Below are 21430 nucleotides of genomic sequence, written 5' to 3' on the forward strand. Positions count from 1 at the left end.
TTTTATTGATCTCTTGATCGTGATGAATTGCTGTTTCCATGAGCGGTGTTCAGCAATAAGCCTTAATGGATCTCTACATCCTTGACGATGTAGTCGCCATCGGTTGTTTCATCAAAAAATTCTTCGACCTGCGGATGTCGCACAGGTTCGCCACTATCGTCTTTTTCCAGATTCTGTTCCGAGACGTAGGCGATGTATTCACTTTCAGCGTTTTCAGCAAGAAGGTGATAAAAAGGCTGGTCCTTGCTTGGACGTGCTTCTTCGGGAATTGACTCCCACCATTCTTCAGTGTTGTCGAATGTTGGGTCCACGTCGAAGACTATGCCACGGAACGGGTACAGGCGGTGACGAACGACCTGTCCAATTCTGAATTTCGCGGTTCTAATTGTCTCCATAATCCACCAAGCTTTCGAAGATACTGTATCTTGTCAGGGCGCCTTAAAGGTCATGTTGCGCGCTTATTGTCAAGTTATATAGCGCAGCAAAGAGGCGAGAGGCAGCACAAACCGATCAAAATGTGACGTTTGGGGATGAATAGCTCCTCACATTTCATTGATATGCACATCCGGAGGTTGAAGAGTGGTGCTGACCACTCTTCAGGATTGATTATGTGTAGGCTTCTGCCAAATCCGGGTCTTTTGAGATCACCAGATCCGCGAGGTCACAAATCACTTTTGCCTGTTTCCAGGTGGCGTCGTCCTGCATCTTTCCATCCAGCATGACAGCACCTGTCCCGTCTGGCATTGCCTCAAGAATTCTGCGGGCGAATTTTACTTCTTCCGGTTCAGGGGAGAAGACGGATTTCGCAATGCCGATCTGGCTTGGATGCAAGGTCCATGTACCCAGGCAGCCCATAAGGAAGGAGTTGCGGAACTGTGCTTCACAGGCGGCTGGGTCGCTGAAGTCTCCAAAAGGACCGTAGAATGGTTTGATGCCTGCGGCGAGACATGCGTCGACCATTTTGGCAACGGTGTAGTGCCAGAGATCCTGCTGATAGCGAGTGCGTGGTGCGTCGCCATCTGCGTCGGCCAGAACCTGATAATCCGGATGTCCGCCACCAACGCGGGTTGTTTTCATACCGCGGGAGGCAGCAAGATCCGCCGGGCCAAGGCTCATCCCGTGCATGCGAGGCTGGCTGTGGCGATGGCTTCCACGTTGTTGACGCCTTCTGCCGTCTCCAGAATGGCGTGGATCTGGATTGGTTTGGTGACGCCAGCCTTGGCTTCCAGTTGTGCGAGTAGTTGATCCAGATAATGGATGTCCCATGGGCCGTTGACTTTCGGCAGCATGATCACGTCCAGCTTGTTGCCGCAACGGGTGACGATTTCGGTGATGTCGTCCAGAACCCACGGACTTTCCAGCGAGTTGATGCGTGTCCAGAGTTTGGTCGAGCCATAGTCGTTTTCGTTGGCCATCTGGATGAAGCCTTCACGGGCATTCAGCTTTTCATCGGCTGGAATGGCATCTTCCAGATTGCCGAGAATTACGTCCACCTGAGAAATTATCTGCGGGATCTTTGCGCGCATCTTTTCGATGTGCGGAGGCACGAAGTGGATCATGCGTTCCAGCGCGACAGGTGGCTCAGCAAACGGTGTTGGAGCACCAATGGCCAGAGGTTTATAAAAGGAACGATAGGTTTTCATCTGGCTAGCTCCCTCCCAAGCCGAAATGGAAATTCAGGGAGAGAGTATACAGATAATTGTGCGGTGCAAAATCAGCTCTTTGGGCTAAGTCCTGAAGACATTTACATTTAGGTAGAGTGGTTTGCGCAGCTTATGCGATTACTCGTCATCTCACACTTAGCGTTGAAATGGCCTGATTAAATCCACTTCTTCATGATCCACATCCACTGGGATGGTTCTTCGCGGATCCATTCTTCGAACTGGTCATGCATTGCCTGCGTTGTGGTGATGGCGTCCTGAACACGATCCTTGGTGCGGGCAACCGGGATCTCTTTGGCGAGAATCTCGAAGCGGGCGCCTTTTTTGCGGCGGGCAACCACAGCGATGAGACGCTTGTTCATGGTACGGGCCAGCGCAGCAGGGATGTGCGTTGCAGCCGAGGGCTGTTTGAAGAAGTCGATCTTCACACCGCGGCGATCCCTAACATCGGCAACAAAGGCAACCGAACCCTTTTTGCGCAGGATTGAAATGATTTTTGCGCCGGTGTCGTGGCCTTTGCAGTACAGGCCGAGTTTATAAAGAAAGTTACGTCGCTCGATCAGGTAGGATTCGGAGTAGGGGTTCTTGAGTTTCTGGTAGACACCTGCGAGGGGCAAGCCCAGTTCTTCAGCCTTGTCTGAAACCACTTCCCAGTTGCCGGAGTGCATGGTGACCAAAACGGCGCCTTCGCCCACGGACGGCGCAAAGACCTCTGGATTTGCATAGGTAACGCGGCTCTTATCCTTGTGGATTTTTGAGAGCAAAACAGTCTCAGCGGAGACTCGACCCAGATTTTCCCACATATCCCGGATAATTTTGTCTGCTTCGTTGAGCGTCATTTCCGGGTAGGCAGCCATTATGTGTGCTTTGGCGCGAGCATGCCTATGGGTCATTGGCGCGACGATGCGCCAGACATTTCCCATGAATGCGGAGGACCAATCCAGTGGCAGAGAGCGCAGAATTCCGCCGATAAATCTAAGCGCCAGCCATTCAGCTCGGTAGCTGAGCTTCTCACGACGTGTAAGGGGGCGACGGGATTTTTTAGCTTTCATATTGGCCTTTGGGCGGATGGAGCTTTCCAGTTCCGTTTACTCGCATACTATAGTGTCGTAGTTGCCGGTATGCCAACCTCTGTAGAATGGCTATATACGCTCAACTCGGTCATGGTGATTAGCCAATCAGTCTTTCAAAAGCAACTCATTCTCCAGTCGGAAGCGGAGAACACCAAAGAATTGCATGGGGAAATGGTTTAGATGCTCAATGTTGTGAATTTGGCAATGCCATTTTTCCTTCTCATCTTCTTAGGGTTCGTTTCTGGCCGTGGTGCGAAGCTTTCGCGCGATGGTCTGGCGTGGATGAACTTTTTTGTGGTTTATCTGGCGCTACCTGCCTTGTTTTTTCAGCTGCTTTCCGAAACTCCGCTGGAAGAGTTGGCCACCTTTGATTTTGTAGCTGCGACCACATTTTCAACCTTTGCCATGTTCGCTGTAGCTTACTCTTTTGCGCGGTTTATTCTGCGGGGAAGCATAGGTGAGGCGACAGTTCAGGCGCTGGTTGGGTCTTATTCCAACATTGGTTACATGGGACCCGGTGTGACGCTGGCCGTGCTGGGAGCAGGGGCTGCTGTACCAACGGCTTTGATCCTGTGTTTTGATACGATCCTGCTGTTCATTCTGGTGCCGATGATGATGTCCATTGGTGGGTCTCAGAACATCAAAGTGGGCCCGCTGGCCTTTGAGATTTTCAAGAAGATTGTCACTCATCCGTTCATTCTGGCGGTGTTTGCTGGCATTCTGGCAGCAGCGATTGAGTTCAAGCCGCCGGTTGCGATTGATCAGACGATATCGTTCCTGCGTCAGGCAGCTGCGCCCTGTGCTTTGTTTGCCATGGGTGTGACCATCGCTTTGCAGCCAAGCCGCAGGACAGCAAAGGAACTGCCGATCCTGCTGCTTATCAAGCTGGTCGTGCATCCGGTTCTTGTGTTTGTTCTACTGGAATGGATTGGTGGCTTTGACAGTCTTTGGATTTCAACTGCTGTTTTGATGGCAGCGCTGCCGCCAGCAGCTAATGTTTATGTGCTGGCGCAGCATTATTCTGCTTATGTGGAGCGGGCGTCGACTGCTGTTCTTTATGGAACGTTGGCTTCAGTTATCACGTTGCCAACGCTCATCTATCTCATTCAGTCCGGAATACTCGTGCCTTAATTGTTCTGCGCGCGCATCAGTGTTGGCAGGCTCCAGGAAGGAGCGATGCCTTCGCGCATGAGCAGGCGGCGGACGAGTGGGATTCTGGAGGCTGTATAAAGCCCCATGGAACGTAGCATTTGCACGGGCAGGGCATCTGTCAGCAAGGACCTGTTGAGCAGATCTACTGCTGTTGTGCGGCTGATGACATCTGCTTTGCGGCTGCGATCGTACTTTTGCAGCAGTTCTACTGCTCCCATATCAGCCTTTGTGTGCTTGGCGTTTGAAAGTAATTCTGTAGCAACGGCCACATCGCGCAGAGACAGGTTGAGACCTTGTGCGCCGATTGGCGGGAAGGCGTGGGCAGCTTCCCCCATCAGCAAAGAGCGGTTGCCACTCATGTGAACGGCGGTCAGGCCGGATAGTGGATAGACCTGACGCGGGCTTGCCAGCTTCAAAGAGCCGAGGACGAACTTGCTGAGCTTTTCCAGCTCTGCCTCTAGCGCTTCGTCTTTGTAGTTGTTCAGCTCTTCAGCGCGTTCTGGTGTCTCCACGTAGACAAGTGAGGAAGACTTGCCTGGAAGCGGTACAATGGTGAATGGGCCGGTGTTGCGGTGGAACTCGGTTGAGATGTTGTAATGCGGCAGGTCGTGTTTGAGGTTGAGAACGAGCGCCGCTTGTGGGTACTTCCAGTTCTTCGTCTCAATGCCTGCAGCGCGGCGGACCACTGAGTTTCTGCCATCGGCGCCAATCACCACCTGACACGTCAGATCCTGTGTGTTGTTCAGCTCGATGGTTGCCTTGTGATCGTTGCTGCTCACGTTCTTGATTGTGTCTTCCACGAGCTCGATGAGCTCGTTTGCATTGACCAGATCAAACAGAACGCGGTTCAGATCCTTGTTGAGAATGTTGTAGCCAAATGCAGGCAGATCCAGCTCAGAGGCTGCAAATGTTGTTTCCGGTGCGCGAATAAGACGATCTGTGCCATCAATCAGGCGCATTTTTTCCAGCGGGGTGAAGGATGCGCGCAGGTCTTTCCAGATGCCGATGTTATCCAAAAACTGACGGGAAGCGTCCATGAGAGCTGTGGTGCGGGCATCATTCAGATTGACTGGCGGGCCAATGAGAACAGTTTCAAGGCCGTTGCTGGCCAGTGCCAGTGCGGCAATCATGCCTGCGGGGCCTGTGCCTATAACAGCGCAATCATAGCTCTTTTCCTGCGAAGGCGTGTTGTTTTTGCTTTGGCCTTTGGTGCTGTCAGATGCAAGATTGGCTGCCATTTTTTCATTCCGCATTTTGTTTGCGTTCTATCCTTGAGTATCTAGGGGATAAAACCTATCGGTTTCAAGGTAGCGCAGGCGTATAGTCCCCTAATGAAAAGAGCGTAACTATCCTAGCGCCAGCTTCACCATGTCGCAGGGCCTAGTTTAGATTTGAACTAAATCAATGTCGCATTGGGACTATTACTGGTCTATTAGAGAAGCTGCATACATTGCGCTGGTTCTGAAACCAATGGGTTTTGGATGTCCTGAATGATTTCGAGGTCGGTTATGTCGCTTACCAGTCCGAAGACAGATTTTCAGTTGTCCTATCGGCTCCCTTACATTGTGCTGGGTGGAGCTGTGGTGCTGGGCTGGGTTTATCTGGCGGCTATGGTGGTCGATATGATCAGCCGCATGGACATGGGCGAAATGGGGCCGGGCATGGAACTGTTCAATCAGTTCAACATGTTCAAGGGCCTGCCGGAGCATGTGCGCGTGCAGCTTGCCTCGCTGTGTCTGCCATTGGCGCAGGAAGCATTTGGTATGCCGGGCCTCATCAACATGGGCCTCTATGACTATTTTCTGCTGTTTGTGATGTGGTTCATGATGGTGCTTGCCATGATGTTGCCCACAGCCATGCCAATGCTGCAGACCTACCATGAAGCGCGGGGCGGCAAGGCGATCTATGTGGTTGCAGGTGGTTATCTGGCCGTCTGGACTGCGTTTTCCATTGTCGCAACTGTGGCGCAGGGGTTGCTTCATGAGCTGGGCGTAATGAGCCCAATGATGATGCCTGTGTTTTCCAGCCTGACCATCACGACTGTGATTGCAGCGGCAATTTATCAGTTTACGCCTGCCAAGCAGGCCTGTCTGGACCGGTGCCGGACGCCAAATGTTGCTTTGGCCGTACACTCCGGCGAGCAAAAGCAGAACGCCTTCCAGTTTGGAATCGAACAAGGTTTGTACTGTCTGGGGTGCTGTTGGGCACTAATGGTGCTCATGTTTGCAGTGGGAATCATGAATATTATCTGGATCGCGCTGCTTGGTCTCATAATGACACTTGAAAAAAAGAGCAAAACACCGTTTACAAGCTATGGAATAGGTATCGCGCTTCTGCTATGGGGCGGTGCAAACATCTATTTCGCTCGGGCGGACTTACCTCTTTTTGAAGCTTTGGGTGATAGATTGTTCTAAGTGGTACCTGCACTTAAAGAATAACAAAGGACCCCAAGTTGACCGGTCAGACCAACTCCCGGCTGTTCCTCATTCACCTTCTTACCGCATTGGGTGCGCCCATTGCGTTGCTTGCGCTTGTCGCAGGAGCGAACGGCAACCTGCCTATGATGTTTTTCTGGCTCTGGGTCGCACTTGTTGTCGACGGGCTGGATGGTCCTTTAGCACGTAAATATGACATTCAGAATCGCCTGCCGCGCTGGAGTGGTGTTATTCTGGATCTGGTTATCGATTACGCGACCTACGTTTTTCTACCAGCTTTTGCGCTTTATCAGAGTGGGCTTCTCTCAGAATTCTGGGGGCTTCTGTCGGGTGCGATCATTGTGTTTACCGGCGCGATCTACTTCGCTGACGGCAACATGAAGACTGAAAGCGGTGGTTTCCTGGGCTTCCCGGGTGTCTGGAACATGGTGATTGTTGTGCTTGTTGCGCTGCAGTCTCCGCCATGGATCATCATTGGCATGGTGGTTCTGTGTTCTGTGCTGACCTTCGCACCGGTTGAGTTTGTTCATCCTGTACGTACCGTGAAATGGCGCCCGCTGACCCTGAGCATTCTCATGGTCTGGAGCGCAGCACTGGCTATGGCGCTTTATCAGGATTTCGTAATCGAGACCTGGCTGTTTGCGCTGATTACAGCAACGAGCCTTTACCTCTTCTGCGTTGGTGCTTTGCACCAGGTGTTTCGCAAGATGTGATTCTCGACCCTTATGAGTTTTGAAAGCCCGGCCATTTGGTCGGGCTTATTTGTTTTGCTGATCAGGTTTTCCTCTGTGGAATAGAGTTTCACCAAAGACGCTTGCAACTTAACGGCAATCTGTCCAAACTCCGCATCCAGCCGTTTATAAGGGGAATTCCATATGGTCTATGCTGTTCGCGTTGAAAAAACTGGTGATCCATCCGTTCTGACACACGTGGATGTGGACCTGCCAGAGCCGGGGATTGGCGAAGTCAGGATCCGCCATACGGCCATTGGGCTCAACTTTATCGATACATATTTCCGTTCCGGCCTATATCCGGCTCCCAACGGTTTGCCGTTTGTACCCGGCAACGAAGGAGCTGGCATTGTTGTCGCGCTTGGGGAAGGCGTGACGGATTTTGCGCTGGGAGATCGTGTTGCCTATGCCGGTCCGCTGGGGGCTTACGCGGAAGAGCGGAACATTCCTGCCAGTGTGCTTGTGAAAATCCCGGAAGGCGTGAGCGATGAGCAGGCGGCTGCGCTGATGCTGAAAGGCATGACTGCGCGCTATCTGCTGCGCGAAACCTTCAAGGTGGATGCAGACACAACGCTGCTTTACCACGCGGCGGCTGGCGGTGTTGGTCTTATCGTTGGCCAGTGGGCGTCAGCGCTTGGTGCGACTGTCATCGGTACTGTGAGCTCTGAAGAGAAGGCGCGATTGGCATCTGATAACGGCTATGAGTACGTGATCAACTACAAGACCGAGGACTGGGTTTCCCGCGTGCGGCAGATCACCGATGGGCGCGGCTGTGATGTGGTTTATGACAGCGTGGGCAAGGATACATTTCCGGCCTCACTGGATTGTTTACGGCCTCGTGGGCTGTGGTGTTCGTTTGGCCAGTCTTCTGGTCCGCTGCCTGAGTTCAATATGGCGATCCTCTCGCAAAAAGGCTCGCTGTTCGCAACGCGTCCGACGCTGTTCAACTACATTGCTGAGCGGTGGGAACTGGAAGAAACGGCGGGAGATTTGTTTGCTGCTGTGGCGGATGGCACCATCAATATTCAGATCAACCAGCGCTATAGCCTGAAGGATATTGCGCAGGCTCACTCTGATCTGGAAGGGCGCAAGACCACTGGTGCCACTGTGATCATCCCTTGATGGCTGGGGGATCAGAACGTTGATGGATCGATCGCGGTATCTTTACGGCCCAGCGCTGCGCTATTTTGCGGCAGCAGCAGAAGAAAGCTCTATCCGGGCGGCGGCACGTAAACTTAATGTGGCCTCATCTGCGTGAATCGGCAAATCCTGACGCTGGAAAAACAGCTCGGGATGGAGCTGTTTGAACGGGTAGGGCGTACGATCCGTCTTTCTTCAGCTGGTGAAATCCTGCTTGCCCATATCCGGCGTACACTTTCCGATTTGGAAGCAACTGGTGCCGAACTGGATGCGCTGAAAGGACTGCGCCGTGGTGTGGTTTCTATTGCAACGGTTGAAAGTGTTACGGAAGCTTTGTTGCCTGAGGTGATTGCCAAGTTTCACAAGGATTACAGCGGCATTCACGTGGACGTGCAGGTAATGGGGGCTGAGCGGGTTGCTGAGGCCGTTGAGAAGGCTGAGGTGGATGTCGGGTTCACGTTTGAACCGCCTGATACAGATGCGCTCAAAATCACCTACAAAAAAGCGCTTGAGATTGGGGCGATTGTCGCTCCTTCGCATCCTTTGGCGAGTGAAGAGCAGTTGAGCCTGGCACGGTGTTTTGAGTATCCGGTTGCCATGCCGGCTCCGGGCATTTCCATTCGTGCGCGTTTGGATGTGGCGCTGTCTCACAGCTCCGCTGATGGGCAAAGCAGTGTGGAGGCGAACTCGCTGCGGTTTATGAAGCATCTGGTGCGGTCAGGCGAGATGGTGGCGTTTCAGACTGTGGTGGGGCTTGAAGAGGAGCTGGCCAATGAACGCTTGTTGTTCAAGCCACTTGCCGATGAGCAGCTGACACGCGGGCATTTCTGTATCATTACCTCGTCTTTACGCGGTCTTGCTCTAGCTCCGGCGATCTTTCTGGAGCAGGCTGTTGCAAGATTGGAAAAGATGCTTCCATCATCTGATGCCTAAATGGCATCAATAAGCGCTCTTTTTTGTTCTTTTGTTATCACGGGAATGGGTGCACTCTGTAGTTTCACTTAGAATCTGACATCTATTGCAGATGCCATTTGATAGACGAGGAAACTATGGGGCGATTGACCACCCACGTTCTGGACAGTGCTCAGGGGAAACCCGCGGCGGGGCTGCGGGTTGAGCTTGTTCGTGTCGATGGGGACAGCTTTTCCAAACTTGGAGAATTTTCCACCAACAGTGACGGGCGTGTTGATGGGCCTTTGTTGGAAGGTGATAGCCTGACTGCAGGAACATATGAGCTGCAGTTCCATGCGGGTGATTACCTGCGCGGGGAAGGTATTGCGCTTCCTGAACCTGCTTTCCTTGATGTTGTTCCGATCCGCTTTGGTATAGCGGATGTCAGCAGCCATTATCACGTGCCGCTGCTGCTTTCTCCGTTTGGTTACACCACCTACAGAGGGAGCTGAGTGATGCGCACGGCAATCCGCTTCCTCCGAAAAGGTCAGGTTGTTGAGTTGGATCGTTTTGAGCCGACGACCACTCTTCTTGAATATCTGCGCCTGAGCGAACACGCGACCGGCACCAAAGAAGGCTGCGGTGAAGGGGATTGCGGGGCCTGCACCATCGCGCTTGGACGTTTGCGCGATGGCAAGCTGGTGTATGAGCCTGTGAACAGCTGCATTTTACTGCTTGGGCAGATTGATGGCTGTGAGCTTGTGACCGTGGAAGATCTGGAAGGGCCTGATGGATTACACCCTGTCCAACAGGCGCTGGTTGATCTTCATGGTTCGCAGTGTGGGTTCTGTACGCCGGGGTTCGTGATGAACCTGTTTACGCTCTACCACACCAACACACCGGGTCTGACCCGTCAGGATGTGAACACCTGGATTGCTGGTAATCTATGCCGATGCACAGGATACCGCCCTATCGTGGATGCTGCGCTTGAGGCGTGTCGCAATGGCCTGAACGATGCGTTTGCGGATCGTGCTGCAGAGACAGAAAGCAAATTGGCTGCGCTTCAGGACGGGCAGGATGTGCGTGTTGGTGATGGGGAGCACTTCTTCTTTGCCCCAAGCAGCTTTCAGAGCCTTTTGGAGACCTACGGAGAGCACCCTGATGCGACGCTAGTTTCCGGTTCTACAGATGTGGGGCTGTGGGTCACCAAGCATCTGCGAGATTTGCCGAAGGTGATTTATCTGGGCCGTGTGAACGGTCTGAGTACTTGTTATGAGGATGAGCAAGGCATTCGGCTTGGTGCTGGAGCCTCCTATGCGGTTGCCGAGCAGTTTCTGACGGCGATTGATCCTGACCTAGAAGTGGTGATCAGCCGGATTGGATCAAAGCAGGTGCGGGCCTCTGGTACAGTTGGGGGCAATATCGCGAACGGCTCGCCGATTGGTGACATGCCGCCAATGTTGATTGCTCTTGGCGCTGAGATTGAACTGCAGAGCAATCGTGGCCGGCGGGCGTTGCCTCTGGAAAGCTTTTTTATCGACTACGGCAAGCAGGATATTGCCGAGAATGAAGTGCTGACATCCATCAGCGTGCCCCGGATTGGTGAAGGGCAGCAGTTCAGAGCCTATAAGATCTCCAAGAGGTTCGATCAGGATATTTCTGCGGTCATGGCTGCGTTTTGTCTGACGGTGACAGATGGTGTTATTGAAGCCGCACGGATGGCTTTTGGCGGTATGGCAGGTATTCCCAAGCGTGCCAGTGGCGCAGAAGCTGCGCTGCGTGGAGCTTCACTGGCGGATCCAAACTCCTGGCAGGATGCCTTGAATGCCATTGAGAGTGATTTTATCCCAATGAGCGATATGCGGGCGTCCAGTTCGTACCGGCGTGATGTGGCGCGTGGTTTGCTGGAAAAGGCTCTCTTGGAGATTTCAGAGGCATCTTCCCATCAAACACGGGTCCATGGGCAGCGTGAACTTGCTGCGGGAGGTGCTCATGTCAACTGATCTTCTGGTGAAAACAAAGAGCCGAGCTTCTCAATCGCAGGCGGTTGGAAAGTCATACAAACACGACAGTGCGCTGAAGCATGTGGCGGGTAAGGCGACCTATATCGATGATATGATCGAGCCTCGCGGTACGCTTCATGTGGCGCCGGGATATGCGCCGGGTGCAACGTGTGGCCGGATTACGAAGATCGACCTGAGTGCCGTGCGGGCTGCTCCGGGTGTTGTTGCTGTTTTGGAAGCAGCAGATATTCCCGGTGTGAATGACTGCTCGCCAGCCATGGGTGATGATCCGGTGCTGGTGGCAGATAAGATCGTGTTCCATGGGCAGCTGGTGTTCCTCGTTGTGGCTGAGACGCGCCTTCGGGCCCGTAAGGCAGTGAAACTGGCCGAGATTGAGGTTGAGGCGGAAGCGCCGCTGGTGAGTGTTGCTGATGCGCTGAAAGCAAATCAGACCGTCCTGCCGGACTATGAATTCCGCCGTGGAACGCCTGAACAGACGATGGAACGCTCTGCGCAGCAGGTGAAGAGCAGCTTTGCGCTTGGCGGGCAGGAGCATTTTTATCTGGAAGGTCAGGTTGCTTTTGCCTTTCCCGGTGAAGACGGGGACATGACGGTTTACTCGTCTACCCAGCATCCAACTGAGGTGCAGCACACTGTTGCTAAGGTGCTTAGTCTGGATGAAGCTGCGGTGACCATTGAAGTGCGCCGCATGGGCGGTGCGTTTGGTGGTAAGGAGTCTCAGGCCAACCAATGGGCTGCTCTTGCGGCTTTGGCGGCCAATGCAACAGGGCGTCCATGTAAGTGCCGACTGGATCGTGATGACGATATGATCCTGACGGGCAAGCGTCACGATTTTCTGGTGGATGTGGCTGCTGGATGTGATGCCTCTGGCAAGATAGAAGCGGTTGAGATTTCTTTGAATTCCCGCTGCGGACACTCTGCGGACTTGTCGCTTGGCATCAATGACCGCGCCATGTTCCATGCGGATAACAGCTACTTCTATCCTGAAGTTCGGATTGGCTCTAAGAGGCTGAAAACAAATACGGTTTCTAATACAGCGTTCCGTGGTTTCGGTGGGCCTCAGGGGATGTTTGCGGCTGAACGGTTGATGGATGCGATTGCGATTAAGATGGGGCAGGACCCGCTTGATGTGCGCAAGGCGAATTTCTACCGGGAAGGACAGAACACCACGCCTTATGGGCAATCCGTCGATGAGCATGATGTACTGGCCAAACTGGTGGATCAGCTGGAGGAAAGCTCAGAATATCGTGCCCGCCGCAAAGCGGTAGATGCGTTCAACGCTAAGAGTACGATCCTGAAAAAAGGGATCGCGCTGACGCCGGTGAAATTCGGTATTTCGTTTACGCTGACCCATCTCAATCAGGCTGGGGCGCTTGTGCATCTTTATCGGGATGGCTCTGTGCATCTGAACCATGGTGGCACCGAAATGGGGCAGGGTCTTTATCAGAAGGTTGCTCAGATTGCGGCCACTGAGATGGGTGTAAGTCTTGAAAAAGTGAAGATCACAGCCACCAACACATCCAAGGTGGCCAATACTTCACCAACGGCAGCCTCATCAGGTACGGATCTGAACGGTATGGCCGCAGCGATTGCGTGCCGGGAGATTGTTGGGCGGCTGAAAACCTTTGTAGCACAGCACTTTGAGGTGTCAGAGGAAGATGTTGAGCTGGTTGATGATCAGATGCTGATCAACGGCAAGCCTAAGCTTTCCATTAAGCAACTGGCGCAGCTGGCTTATGAACATCGTATCCATTTGTCCTCCTCCGGTTTTTACAAAACACCGAAGATCATCTGGGACCGTGAGCGGGTGAAGGGGCGTCCGTTCCTGTACTTTGCCTATGGTGCCTCTTGCTCTGAAGTGGTGATTGATACGCTGACCGGTGAAATGAAAGTTGAGCGTGTTGATGTGCTGCATGATGTTGGCAAGTCGCTCAACCCGGCACTGGATATCGGCCAGATTGAAGGCGGGTTTGTGCAGGGCATGGGTTGGCTGACCACGGAAGAGCTGTGGTTTGATGACGCCGGACGTCTGCGGACCCATGCGCCGTCCACCTACAAAATTCCTACGGCTTCTGATGTGCCGGAGGAGTTCAACGTTTCTCTTTACGAGAGTGAGGGAAATCCGGAGCCGACGATTTATCGATCCAAGGCTGTTGGTGAGCCCCCCTTGATGCTGCCAATCTCGGTTTTCTGCGCAATCAATGATGCCATTGCAAGCCTGAACAAGGGCGTTCTGCCTAAACTGGACGCACCTGCAACGCCTGAAGCGATCTTGAAAGCTGTCAAAGCGATCAAGGCCGGAGAGGAGGGCTAAATGCTGGTCTGGGGTGAAGTTCTGTCTGCTCTGGATGCTGCTGGTCAATGTGTACTGGTGAGCATCATCAAAGTTGCCGGATCATCTCCCCGTGAAGCTGGTGCACGCATGGTTGTGCGTCCGGATATGTCGTTCAAAGGGACCATTGGTGGTGGTCGTCTTGAATATGACGTTTTGCATGAAGCAGTTTCATTGATGAAGAATGGCGGCCCGGCCTTCCAGACACGCCCCTTCGCTCTTGGTCCCGACCTTGGGCAGTGCTGCGGCGGGCGGGTTGAAATCGCATTTGAGCAATTTGATCTCAATTATCGTGGTCGTGCACAAGATTTTTCCACACAAGAAGGGGTGGGAATTTTTTCAACGACTGCAAATACTTGCAGTTCTGGACCCCTTGAAAGGCACGTATTACCCCCTGCAATGGAGGACCCGAATTCCGCTGAAATTGTTTTAAATCAAGGCAAATTGACGGAGAGGTTCGGGGAGGATAGACCACATCTGTATCTGTTTGGAGCTGGCCATGTGGGTAAGGCTTTGGTGCTTGCGATGGCACCTTTGGGCTTCAAGATCACCTGGATCGATGAACGGCGCGAAATTTTTCCCAAATATGTGCCTTCCAATATTCGCTGCATTCATCTAAATGAGCCTCAAGTCATCGTAAAGAACCTTGAGCCGGGAAACTATGTCATCGTAATGACCCATGATCACAAGCGTGATCATGCTATAGTAGATGCCGCTGTTCGTAGAACCGATCTGGCATTTATTGGATTGATAGGCAGTGCAACTAAGCGCGCGCGAACACTTAAACGGTTCAAAGACTCCGGAATATCGGAGGCGCACAGCAAACAGCTTGTTTGTCCGGTCGGAATTACTGAGATTAAAAGCAAAAAGCCGTCTGATATTGCAATTTCCATTGCCGCTCAACTCCTAGTGGTAAAGGAAGAACAAGCCAGCAATGCTCAGGGAGGTTATCGTTTTGCTTCTTAGGTTCAAGGAGAACGTCTTGATCTGATTTTTATGTTGGGGGAACGGGTAACACGATGGAAAATGAGCAGAGGTCCGGCCCGGTGACAGGGGGCGAGGATCTCATAGAAGCCAAGGGTATTACTAAGCGATTTGGTGATATTCTAGCGAACGACAATGTCGATCTCGTCATCAAGCAAGGTGAAATCCATGCGTTGCTTGGCGAAAACGGAGCGGGCAAGTCCACGCTCGTGAAAATACTCTACGGCGCCCTTGAACCGGGTGCGGGAGAGATCCTCTGGAAGGGGAAACGCGTTTCAATCTCAAATCCTGCTGCTGCCCGTAAACTGGGTGTTGGTATGGTGTTCCAGCACTTCTCGCTGTTTGAAGCGCTGAGTGTGGTTGAGAATATCGCACTGGCCTTGCCTAAAGGCGAAAAAATCGAGGCTCTTTCCAAGCGTATCACTGAGGTTTCCCAAAAGTATGGCCTGCCTCTTGATCCTGCAGCACTGGTTGCAGATCTGCCGGTTGGCATCCGTCAGCGTATTGAAATTGTACGTTGCCTTTTGCAGAACCCCAGCCTCATTATCATGGATGAGCCGACATCCGTTCTGACACCGCAAGAAGCGGATCAGCTTTTCATCACACTCCAGCGTCTAGCCTCTGAAGGTTGTGCGATCCTTTACATCTCTCACCGTTTGGAAGAGGTGAAGAAGATCTGTCATAACGCGACGATCATGCGTCATGGCCGTGTAGTGGGTGGATGTGATCCTGCTGTTGAGACACCAGCCAGCCTTGCTCGCATGATGGTGGGTGGTGACGTGCATGATATCACTGCAGGTGCTACCGAAGCTCAGCCGGGTGATGTGATGCTTAAGTTGCGCAACCTGTCTATTCCATCGGACGGTGCATTCGGCATTGAGCTGAAGAACGTCAACATGGATCTGCGCGGCGGTGAGATTGTTGCCATTGCTGGTATTGCGGCAAACGGCCAGAGTGAGCTGTTTGATGCGATCTCCGGCGAGACGCAGGTGAAAGACGCTTATGCCGTTGAGATCTGCGGTGTGCCGGTTGGCAAGCGCAAGATCAACGACCGCCGCCTGCTGGGCTCCGCTTTCGTTCCTGAAGAGCGTTTGGGACATGGCGCGGTGCCGGGCTTTGTTCTTTCCGACAACATTCTGCTGACCCGCTACAAGTCTGATCCTGAGCTCATCAAGCATGGCATGCTCAATCAGAAGCTTGCAGGGGAAATGGAAAAGCGCATCACCGTTTCTTACGATGTGCGCATGTCCCATGACAATCCTGAGGCGCGGTCGCTCTCTGGCGGTAACCTGCAGAAGTTTGTGGTTGGCCGTGAGCTGGACCGGGTGCCGAAAGTGCTGGTGATCAACCAGCCGACCTGGGGTGTTGATGCAGGTGCAGCAGCGCTGATCCGTCAGGCGATCATTGATCTGGCGCGTGGTGGTTCTGCTGTTCTGGTGATCTCTCAGGATCTGGATGAGATCTATGAGGTTGCGGATCGTATTGCTGTTATTTCCCGTGGTGAACTTTCTCCGGCAGAGCTTCTGCTGAGATGACACGTGAGAAGATCGGTCTTCTAATGGCCGGTATGGGTGAAGGAAAACCTTCTTCTTCCCCGGAAAAAGCGGGAGAAACCCATGCGCATTGAGCTTGAAAAACGCGCTGAACACTCTCAGCTGATGACCGTTGTTTCGCCGCTGATTGCGATTGGTCTTACACTTGTGTGTGGCTCCATCCTGTTCATCAGCATGGGCTACAATCCGGTTGAAGCGCTTTACGCGTATTTCATTGAGCCGCTGACAACCAGCTGGTCCATTGAAGAGCTGCTGGTAAAAGCAGGGCCGCTGGTTCTGATCGCGGTTGGCTTGTCCGTCTGCTTCCTTTCCAACTCCTGGAACATTGGTGCAGAAGGTCAGTTCACCATGGGTGCGCTGGCTGGGTCCATCATTCCGGTGCTGTTTTATGACTTCACCAGTCCGCTGGCGCTGCCGCTGATGGTGCTGATGGGCATTCTGGGCGGTATGGCCTGGGCGTCTATTCCGGCATTCCTGAAGGTTCGCTTTGGCACCAATGAGATCCTCACCAGCCTGATGCTGGTTTACATCGCCCAGTACATTCTCGACTTCCTTGTGCGTGGTCCATGGCGTGATCCTGAGGGCTTCAACTTCCCGGAAAGCCGTATCTTCGATGCTGCACATGTGCTGCCGAAGATCGGTGAGGGACGTTTGCACATCGGTATGATCTTTGCCGTTGTTGCCGTTCTCGTTGTCTGGTGGATGCTTTCCCGCACACTGAAGGGCTTTGAGATCAAGGTGATGGGTGAAACCCCACGTGCCGGTCGTTTTGCTGGTTTCTCCGGCAATGGTGTTGTGTGGTTCGGGTTCCTTGTTTCCGGCGGTCTGGCTGGACTTGCAGGTATGGCGGAAGTTTCCGGATCCATTGAGCAGCTGACGCCTGTTATCTCTCCGGGCTACGGCTTTACGGCGATTATCGTAGCGTTTCTTGGACGTCTGAATCCGATCGGCATTCTGTTTGCTGGTTTGCTGCTGGGGCTTTCCTATATCGGCGGCGAGTCTGCGCAGGTGAGCTTGGGCCTGACCGATAAGGTGACCCGTGTGTTTCAGGGCATGTTGCTGTTCTTCGTGCTCGCGTGTGACACGCTCATTCTTTACAAGTTCAAGATTGTTTCCAACGCGAAGGGCGTGAAGGAGGCAGCCAATGTCTGATCTTTCCATGATTGAAGCTGTTCTTCTGACAATCATCACTGCCTCCACACCGCTGCTGCTTGCTGCAATCGGTGAGTTGGTGGTGGAACGCTCTGGCGTGCTGAACCTTGGCGTTGAAGGCATGATGATCGTTGGCGCTGTGATGGGCTTTGCAGCCACGCAGGCGACCGGCTCTCCTTACATTGGTATCCTCGCTGCGATGATCTCTGGCGTTGCCATGAGCGTTCTGTTCGGCTTCCTGACGCTGAACCTGATGACCAATCAGGTGGCGACGGGCCTTGCTCTGACCATTCTGGGCCTCGGGCTTTCGGGTATGATCGGGGAAGCGTTTATTGGTCAGCCAGGCATCAGCTTGAAGCCGATTGCTATTCCGGGTCTATCTGCCATCCCGTTCATCGGGCCGCTGCTGTTTAATCAGGATATTCTGGTTTACGCCTCTTATGCTCTGGTGATTGCGGTTTACTTTGTGCTGTTCAAGTCCCGTACGGGTCTGATCATCCGTGCCGTTGGCGACAACCATGGCTCTGCTCACTCCCTCGGTTACTCTGTGATCAAGGTGCGGTATTTGGCGGTAATGTTTGGCGGTGCGTGTTCCGGTCTGGCTGGGGCTTACCTATCGCTGATCTATACACCGCAGTGGGTTGAGGGCATGACTGCTGGTCGTGGCTGGATCGCGCTGGCTCTGGTGGTGTTTGCAAGCTGGCGTCCGGCGCGGGTGCTGGTGGGGGCTTACCTGTTTGGTGCGGTTTCCATTTTGCAGTTCCACGCGCAGGCAGCTGGCATCGGGTTGCCGACACAGTTCATGTCTGCCCTGCCGTATCTGGCGACCATCATCGTGCTGATCATGATTTCGCGTAACAAGACACTTGCCAAGGTGAATACACCTGCATGTCTTGGAAAGCCTTTTGTGCCTGATCGCTAAGAAAAACCTGATTTGACCAATGTGCTCATAGTAGACATTGGTCAAATTGCCAATATTTCGACCTTCGTATACATGAGGGCGAGAGAACGAAGATAACAGAGACCTTGATCTCTGAGTGCAAATAACACGGCTCACCGTTGCACAGATCGCGGAAACCTGCCCGCACTCGAATAAAAGATCGCATCTACATGCGAGATACAACAAAGCAGGAAACAACTTGATAGCGCACAGATGCGCAGAACGACCTTCTGGTTTGTTCCTATCGTGTTTGCTTGGCGCCGTCGTTCACATAGTTCTCTGGTGCATTTCACCGCGCTTATTAGGGTGTTGCGTGGCTGGAATGCAGGTTAACCTATAAAGGGGAGCGCACAATGCGCAGTATCTTCAAACTGGCAGCGACAGCTGCAGTTGCACTTGGTCTTTCCGCTGGGGCTTCAAATGCTGCTGATCCACTGAAAGTGGGCTTCATTTACGTTGGTCCTGTTTCTGATCACGGCTGGTCTTACCAGCACGATCAGGGTCGTCAGGCAATTGAAAAGCACTTTGGCGACAAAGTTGAAACCACCTACATCGAGAGCGTGCCAGAAGGTGCGGATGCTGAGCGCGCGATTGAGCGTCTGGCTCGCTCCGGTCACGAGCTGATCTTCACCACTTCTTTCGGTTACATGAACCCAACCCTGAAGGTTGCGCGTAAGTTCCCAAAAGTGAAGTTTGAGCACGCAACTGGCTACAAGCAGGCGAAGAACGTTTCTTCTTACGGCGCTCGCTTCTATGAAGGCCGTTATGTTCTGGGTCAGATCGCTGCAAAGATCTCCAAGTCCGGCACTGCTGGTTACATCGGTTCCTTCCCGATCCCTGAAGTTGTGCGCGGCATCAACTCCTTCATGCTGGGTGCGCAGTCTGTTAATCCAGACTTCAAGATCAAAACCATCTGGGTGAACTCCTGGTACGATCCGGGCCGTGAAGCAGATGCTGCGAAAGCACTGATTGACCAGGGCGTTGACATCATGGTTCAGCACACTGACTCCCCAGCGCCTCTGCAGGTTGCTGAAGAGCGTGGCATCATGGGCTTTGGTCAGGCTTCCGACATGATCAAGTTTGCGCCTAAGGCTCAGGCAACTGCGATCATTGACGACTGGTCCGCTTACTACATCTCCCGCGTTCAGGCGGTTATGGATGGTAACTGGAAAGGCCAGGACACCTGGGGTGGTCTGGATGCAGACATGGTTCACATGGCTCCGTTCACCAACATCCCACAGGATGTTGCAGATGAAGCAGCTAAAACTCTTGCAGCTATCAAGTCTGGTGAGCTGAAGCCATTTACTGGTCCAATCACCAAGCAGGATGGTTCTGAGTTCCTGAAAGCTGGCGAAACCGCTGATGATGGTGCACTGCTGTCCATGAACTTCTACGTGAAGGGCATCGACGACCAGCTGCCTAAATAAGCCCAGCGCTTAATTTTTCGGAGAGCGCCGCACTATTTTCATGGCGCTCTCCTACGATTTTCGCAGTGGGGGTAAGCTCCCACTGCCTACGCATTTCAATTGAACTTAAAAGAACAAGACAATGACAGCCACGTTCCTTAGTGAATGGCTCAATCTGCTTTTCCGCTGGTTTCACTTGATAGTGGGCGTAGCCTGGATTGGGACATCGTTTTACTTCATCGCTCTCGACCTTTCCTTGCGCAAACGGGAAGGGCAGGCACAGGGCATCTTTGGCAGCGCATGGGAAGTCCATGGCGGCGGGTTCTACCATGTTGAGAAATACATGGTTGCGCCAAAAGAACTGCCCAAAGACCTGATCTGGTACAAATGGGATGCCTATCTGACCTGGGTGTCAGGTTTTGCTCTTCTAACGGTTCAATACTACTTCAACGCAACGGTTTACCTCATTGATCCGGAAGTCATGAAACTTCTGCCATCTGAGGCTGTTGCAATCTCCATTGCGTCTCTGGCATTTGGCTGGGTGGTGTATGATCGCCTGTGCCGGTCTCCCATTGGAAAGAACACACCACTGCTGGCCGCGTGCCTGCTGGTGATCATTCTGGGTGCGACCTACGGTTATTCTCAGGTCTTTTCTGGCCGTGGGGTTCTCATTCATGTTGGTGCGTTGATCGGCACGTTTATGGCCTTCAACGTGTTCATGGTGATCATTCCGAACCAGAAGAAGATTACTGCAGACTTGCTTGCAGGGCGTGAGCCTGATGCAGCGCTTGGCCTGATTGGCAAGCAGCGCTCGGTTCACAATAACTATCTGACCTTGCCTGTTCTTTTGATGATGGTTTCCAACCACTATCCATTGCTGACAGGACACAGTCAGCCGGTGCTAGTGGTGGCGCTGATCCTGGTGATGGGCGGTATGGTACGCCACTTCATCAACCGTCATGATGCTCATGACAACTTCGCCAATTTCTGGTGGGCACTGCCTGCTGCTGCTGTCAGTCTGATTGCTGCGGTGATTGTGACAACACCGGCCAAGCTGGGTGGTGATGTTGCCGTCTCAGATACGCAGGCACTGCAAATTGCGCAGGCTCATTGTGCAAGCTGTCATAGCGCATCGCCGACCAACGAGGCCTTTACCGAAGCGCCAAAGAACATTGAACTGGATAGCGTTGCTGATTTGCGCCGCTATGACACCTTGATCATGGCGCAAGCGGTTCGCTCTAACGCCATGCCTTTGGGCAATGAGACTGGGATGACCAAGCACGAGCGTGAGCTGCTTGGTGCCTGGCTGCAAGCGCACTGAGGTGGTGGGATGACGACATATTCTCTGGAGGAGGTGAACCAGTTCACGCTGGACACCTTTACCGAGGTGTTTGGTAATGTGGCTGAGCATTCTCCCTGGGTGGCTGTGGTTGCGCACCGGGAGGCGCCATATGGGTCTCGTGAGGCTCTGATTGAAGCGTTTGCCAGTTCTCTGCAAGAGGCTGAGGAAGATGCTCAGCTGGCTCTGATCCGCGCACATCCGGATTTGGCGGGCAAAGCTGCCCGGGCTGGAGAAATGGCTGAGGCCTCCGTGAACGAACAGGCCGGGGCCGGTCTGGATCAGCTGACAGACGCTGAGTATGAGCAGTTCACCCAGCTTAACGATGCTTACAAATCCAGTTATGGCTTTCCCTTCATTTTTGCTGTGAAAGGTGCGACCAAGCACCAGATTCTAGCAGCTTTTGAGCAGCGCCTGCAAAACTCTGCAGCAGATGAGTTTGTGGAGGCTCTACATCAGATCTGCCGTATTTTCCGGTTCCGCCTGGAGGATCTGGTTTCAGATGAGCAGAGCGCCGTTAGCTCCTGATCCGATCTGACTTGCCTTTCCTACAGTTACGTAATGGGCAGTAATCCACCGGAACATGAGGGTGCGCAAAATAAGAGGCTTGCAACCAT

Annotated in this window: 17 protein-coding genes and 2 pseudogenes; 15 read left to right on the forward strand and 4 right to left on the reverse strand. The window is 53.1% G+C overall.

Translation table 11 applies throughout. The features are described 5' to 3' along the window. Window positions 1–62 precede the first annotated feature (62 nt). The 3 genes and pseudogenes from hspQ to JCM12308_RS21005 form a co-directional block, all read right to left on the reverse strand. On the reverse strand, window positions 63–395 hold the full coding sequence (gene hspQ / locus JCM12308_RS20995) for a heat shock protein HspQ (RefSeq protein WP_008546550.1): 333 nt from the start codon (window positions 393–395) through the stop codon (window positions 63–65). 211 nt (window positions 396–606) lie between these two features. Next, window positions 607–1643, reverse strand: a pseudogene (locus JCM12308_RS21000) (HpcH/HpaI aldolase/citrate lyase family protein). Between the two features lie 176 nt (window positions 1644–1819). Continuing rightward, window positions 1820–2713, reverse strand: a complete 894-nt coding sequence (locus tag JCM12308_RS21005) for a lysophospholipid acyltransferase family protein (RefSeq protein ID WP_008547291.1) — start codon at window positions 2711–2713, stop codon at window positions 1820–1822. 201 nt (window positions 2714–2914) lie between these two features. Between JCM12308_RS21005 and JCM12308_RS21010 the strand changes: the two genes are divergently transcribed. Further along, window positions 2915–3865 (forward strand): AEC family transporter, encoded by a 951-nt coding sequence (locus JCM12308_RS21010; protein ID WP_054784971.1) that lies wholly within the window; start codon window positions 2915–2917, stop codon window positions 3863–3865. Here the strand turns inward: JCM12308_RS21010 and JCM12308_RS21015 are convergent. Then, window positions 3862–5124, reverse strand: a complete 1263-nt coding sequence (locus JCM12308_RS21015) for a UbiH/UbiF family hydroxylase (RefSeq protein ID WP_054785005.1) — start codon at window positions 5122–5124, stop codon at window positions 3862–3864. The genes JCM12308_RS21010 and JCM12308_RS21015 overlap by 4 nt on opposite strands. Before the next feature lie 270 nt (window positions 5125–5394). On the opposite strand from JCM12308_RS21015, the gene JCM12308_RS21020 reads away from it, so the two are divergent. The 14 genes and pseudogenes from JCM12308_RS21020 (at window position 5395) to uraD (ending at window position 21341) form a co-directional block, all read left to right on the forward strand. After that, window positions 5395–6300: a DUF2182 domain-containing protein gene (locus JCM12308_RS21020; protein ID WP_054784972.1), complete on the forward strand. Its 906-nt coding sequence runs from the start codon at window positions 5395–5397 to the stop codon at window positions 6298–6300. Between the two features lie 38 nt (window positions 6301–6338). Further along, entirely contained in the window at window positions 6339–7034 is a 696-nt protein-coding gene (locus tag JCM12308_RS21025) for a CDP-alcohol phosphatidyltransferase family protein (protein ID WP_008547159.1), read from the forward strand. A gap of 162 nt (window positions 7035–7196) precedes the next feature. After that, the gene (locus JCM12308_RS21030) at window positions 7197–8174 is read left to right on the forward strand and encodes a quinone oxidoreductase family protein (RefSeq protein ID WP_054784973.1); all 978 of its coding nucleotides are present in this window, start codon (window positions 7197–7199) and stop codon (window positions 8172–8174) included. 132 nt (window positions 8175–8306) lie between these two features. Then, window positions 8307–9125: a LysR family transcriptional regulator gene (locus JCM12308_RS21035; protein WP_208978812.1), complete on the forward strand. Its 819-nt coding sequence runs from the start codon at window positions 8307–8309 to the stop codon at window positions 9123–9125. Window positions 9126–9241: 116 nt separating this feature from the next. Beyond that, a complete protein-coding gene (gene uraH / locus JCM12308_RS21040) occupies window positions 9242–9595 on the forward strand; it encodes a hydroxyisourate hydrolase (RefSeq protein ID WP_054784974.1) in 354 nt (117 codons plus the stop codon). 3 nt (window positions 9596–9598) lie between these two features. Then, a complete protein-coding gene (xdhA, locus tag JCM12308_RS21045; protein WP_054785006.1) occupies window positions 9599–11086 on the forward strand; it encodes a xanthine dehydrogenase small subunit in 1488 nt (495 codons plus the stop codon). Beyond that, the gene (xdhB, locus tag JCM12308_RS21050; protein WP_054785007.1) at window positions 11076–13421 is read left to right on the forward strand and encodes a xanthine dehydrogenase molybdopterin binding subunit; all 2346 of its coding nucleotides are present in this window, start codon (window positions 11076–11078) and stop codon (window positions 13419–13421) included. The genes xdhA and xdhB overlap by 11 nt, the downstream gene beginning before the upstream one ends. Then, entirely contained in the window at window positions 13422–14405 is a 984-nt protein-coding gene (gene xdhC / locus JCM12308_RS21055) for a xanthine dehydrogenase accessory protein XdhC (protein ID WP_054784975.1), read from the forward strand. A 53-nt stretch (window positions 14406–14458) separates the two neighbouring features. Beyond that, window positions 14459–16050: pseudogene (locus JCM12308_RS21060) on the forward strand (ABC transporter ATP-binding protein). Next, a complete protein-coding gene (locus JCM12308_RS21065) occupies window positions 16040–17128 on the forward strand; it encodes an ABC transporter permease (RefSeq protein WP_054784976.1) in 1089 nt (362 codons plus the stop codon). The pseudogene JCM12308_RS21060 and the gene JCM12308_RS21065 overlap by 11 nt, the downstream one beginning before the upstream one ends. Next, window positions 17121–18050 carry an ABC transporter permease gene (locus JCM12308_RS21070; protein WP_083416396.1) on the forward strand — a complete coding sequence of 310 codons (930 nt, stop codon included), beginning with the start codon at window positions 17121–17123 and terminating at the stop codon, window positions 18048–18050. Before JCM12308_RS21065 ends, JCM12308_RS21070 begins: the two co-directional genes overlap by 8 nt. Window positions 18051–18421: 371 nt before the next feature. Further along, window positions 18422–19495, forward strand: a complete 1074-nt coding sequence (locus tag JCM12308_RS21075) for a BMP family ABC transporter substrate-binding protein (protein WP_008547088.1) — start codon at window positions 18422–18424, stop codon at window positions 19493–19495. A gap of 121 nt (window positions 19496–19616) precedes the next feature. Next, window positions 19617–20795 (forward strand): urate hydroxylase PuuD, encoded by a 1179-nt coding sequence (locus JCM12308_RS21080; RefSeq protein WP_054784977.1) that lies wholly within the window; start codon window positions 19617–19619, stop codon window positions 20793–20795. Window positions 20796–20804: 9 nt separating this feature from the next. After that, window positions 20805–21341, forward strand: coding sequence for a 2-oxo-4-hydroxy-4-carboxy-5-ureidoimidazoline decarboxylase (gene uraD / locus JCM12308_RS21085; protein ID WP_054784978.1), 537 nt, complete (start codon window positions 20805–20807; stop codon window positions 21339–21341). The last annotated feature ends 89 nt before the right edge of the window (window positions 21342–21430 follow it).

The sequence above is a fragment of the Pseudovibrio denitrificans JCM 12308 genome (assembly GCF_001310815.1).
In the GTDB taxonomy this organism is placed as follows: domain Bacteria; phylum Pseudomonadota; class Alphaproteobacteria; order Rhizobiales; family Stappiaceae; genus Pseudovibrio; species Pseudovibrio denitrificans.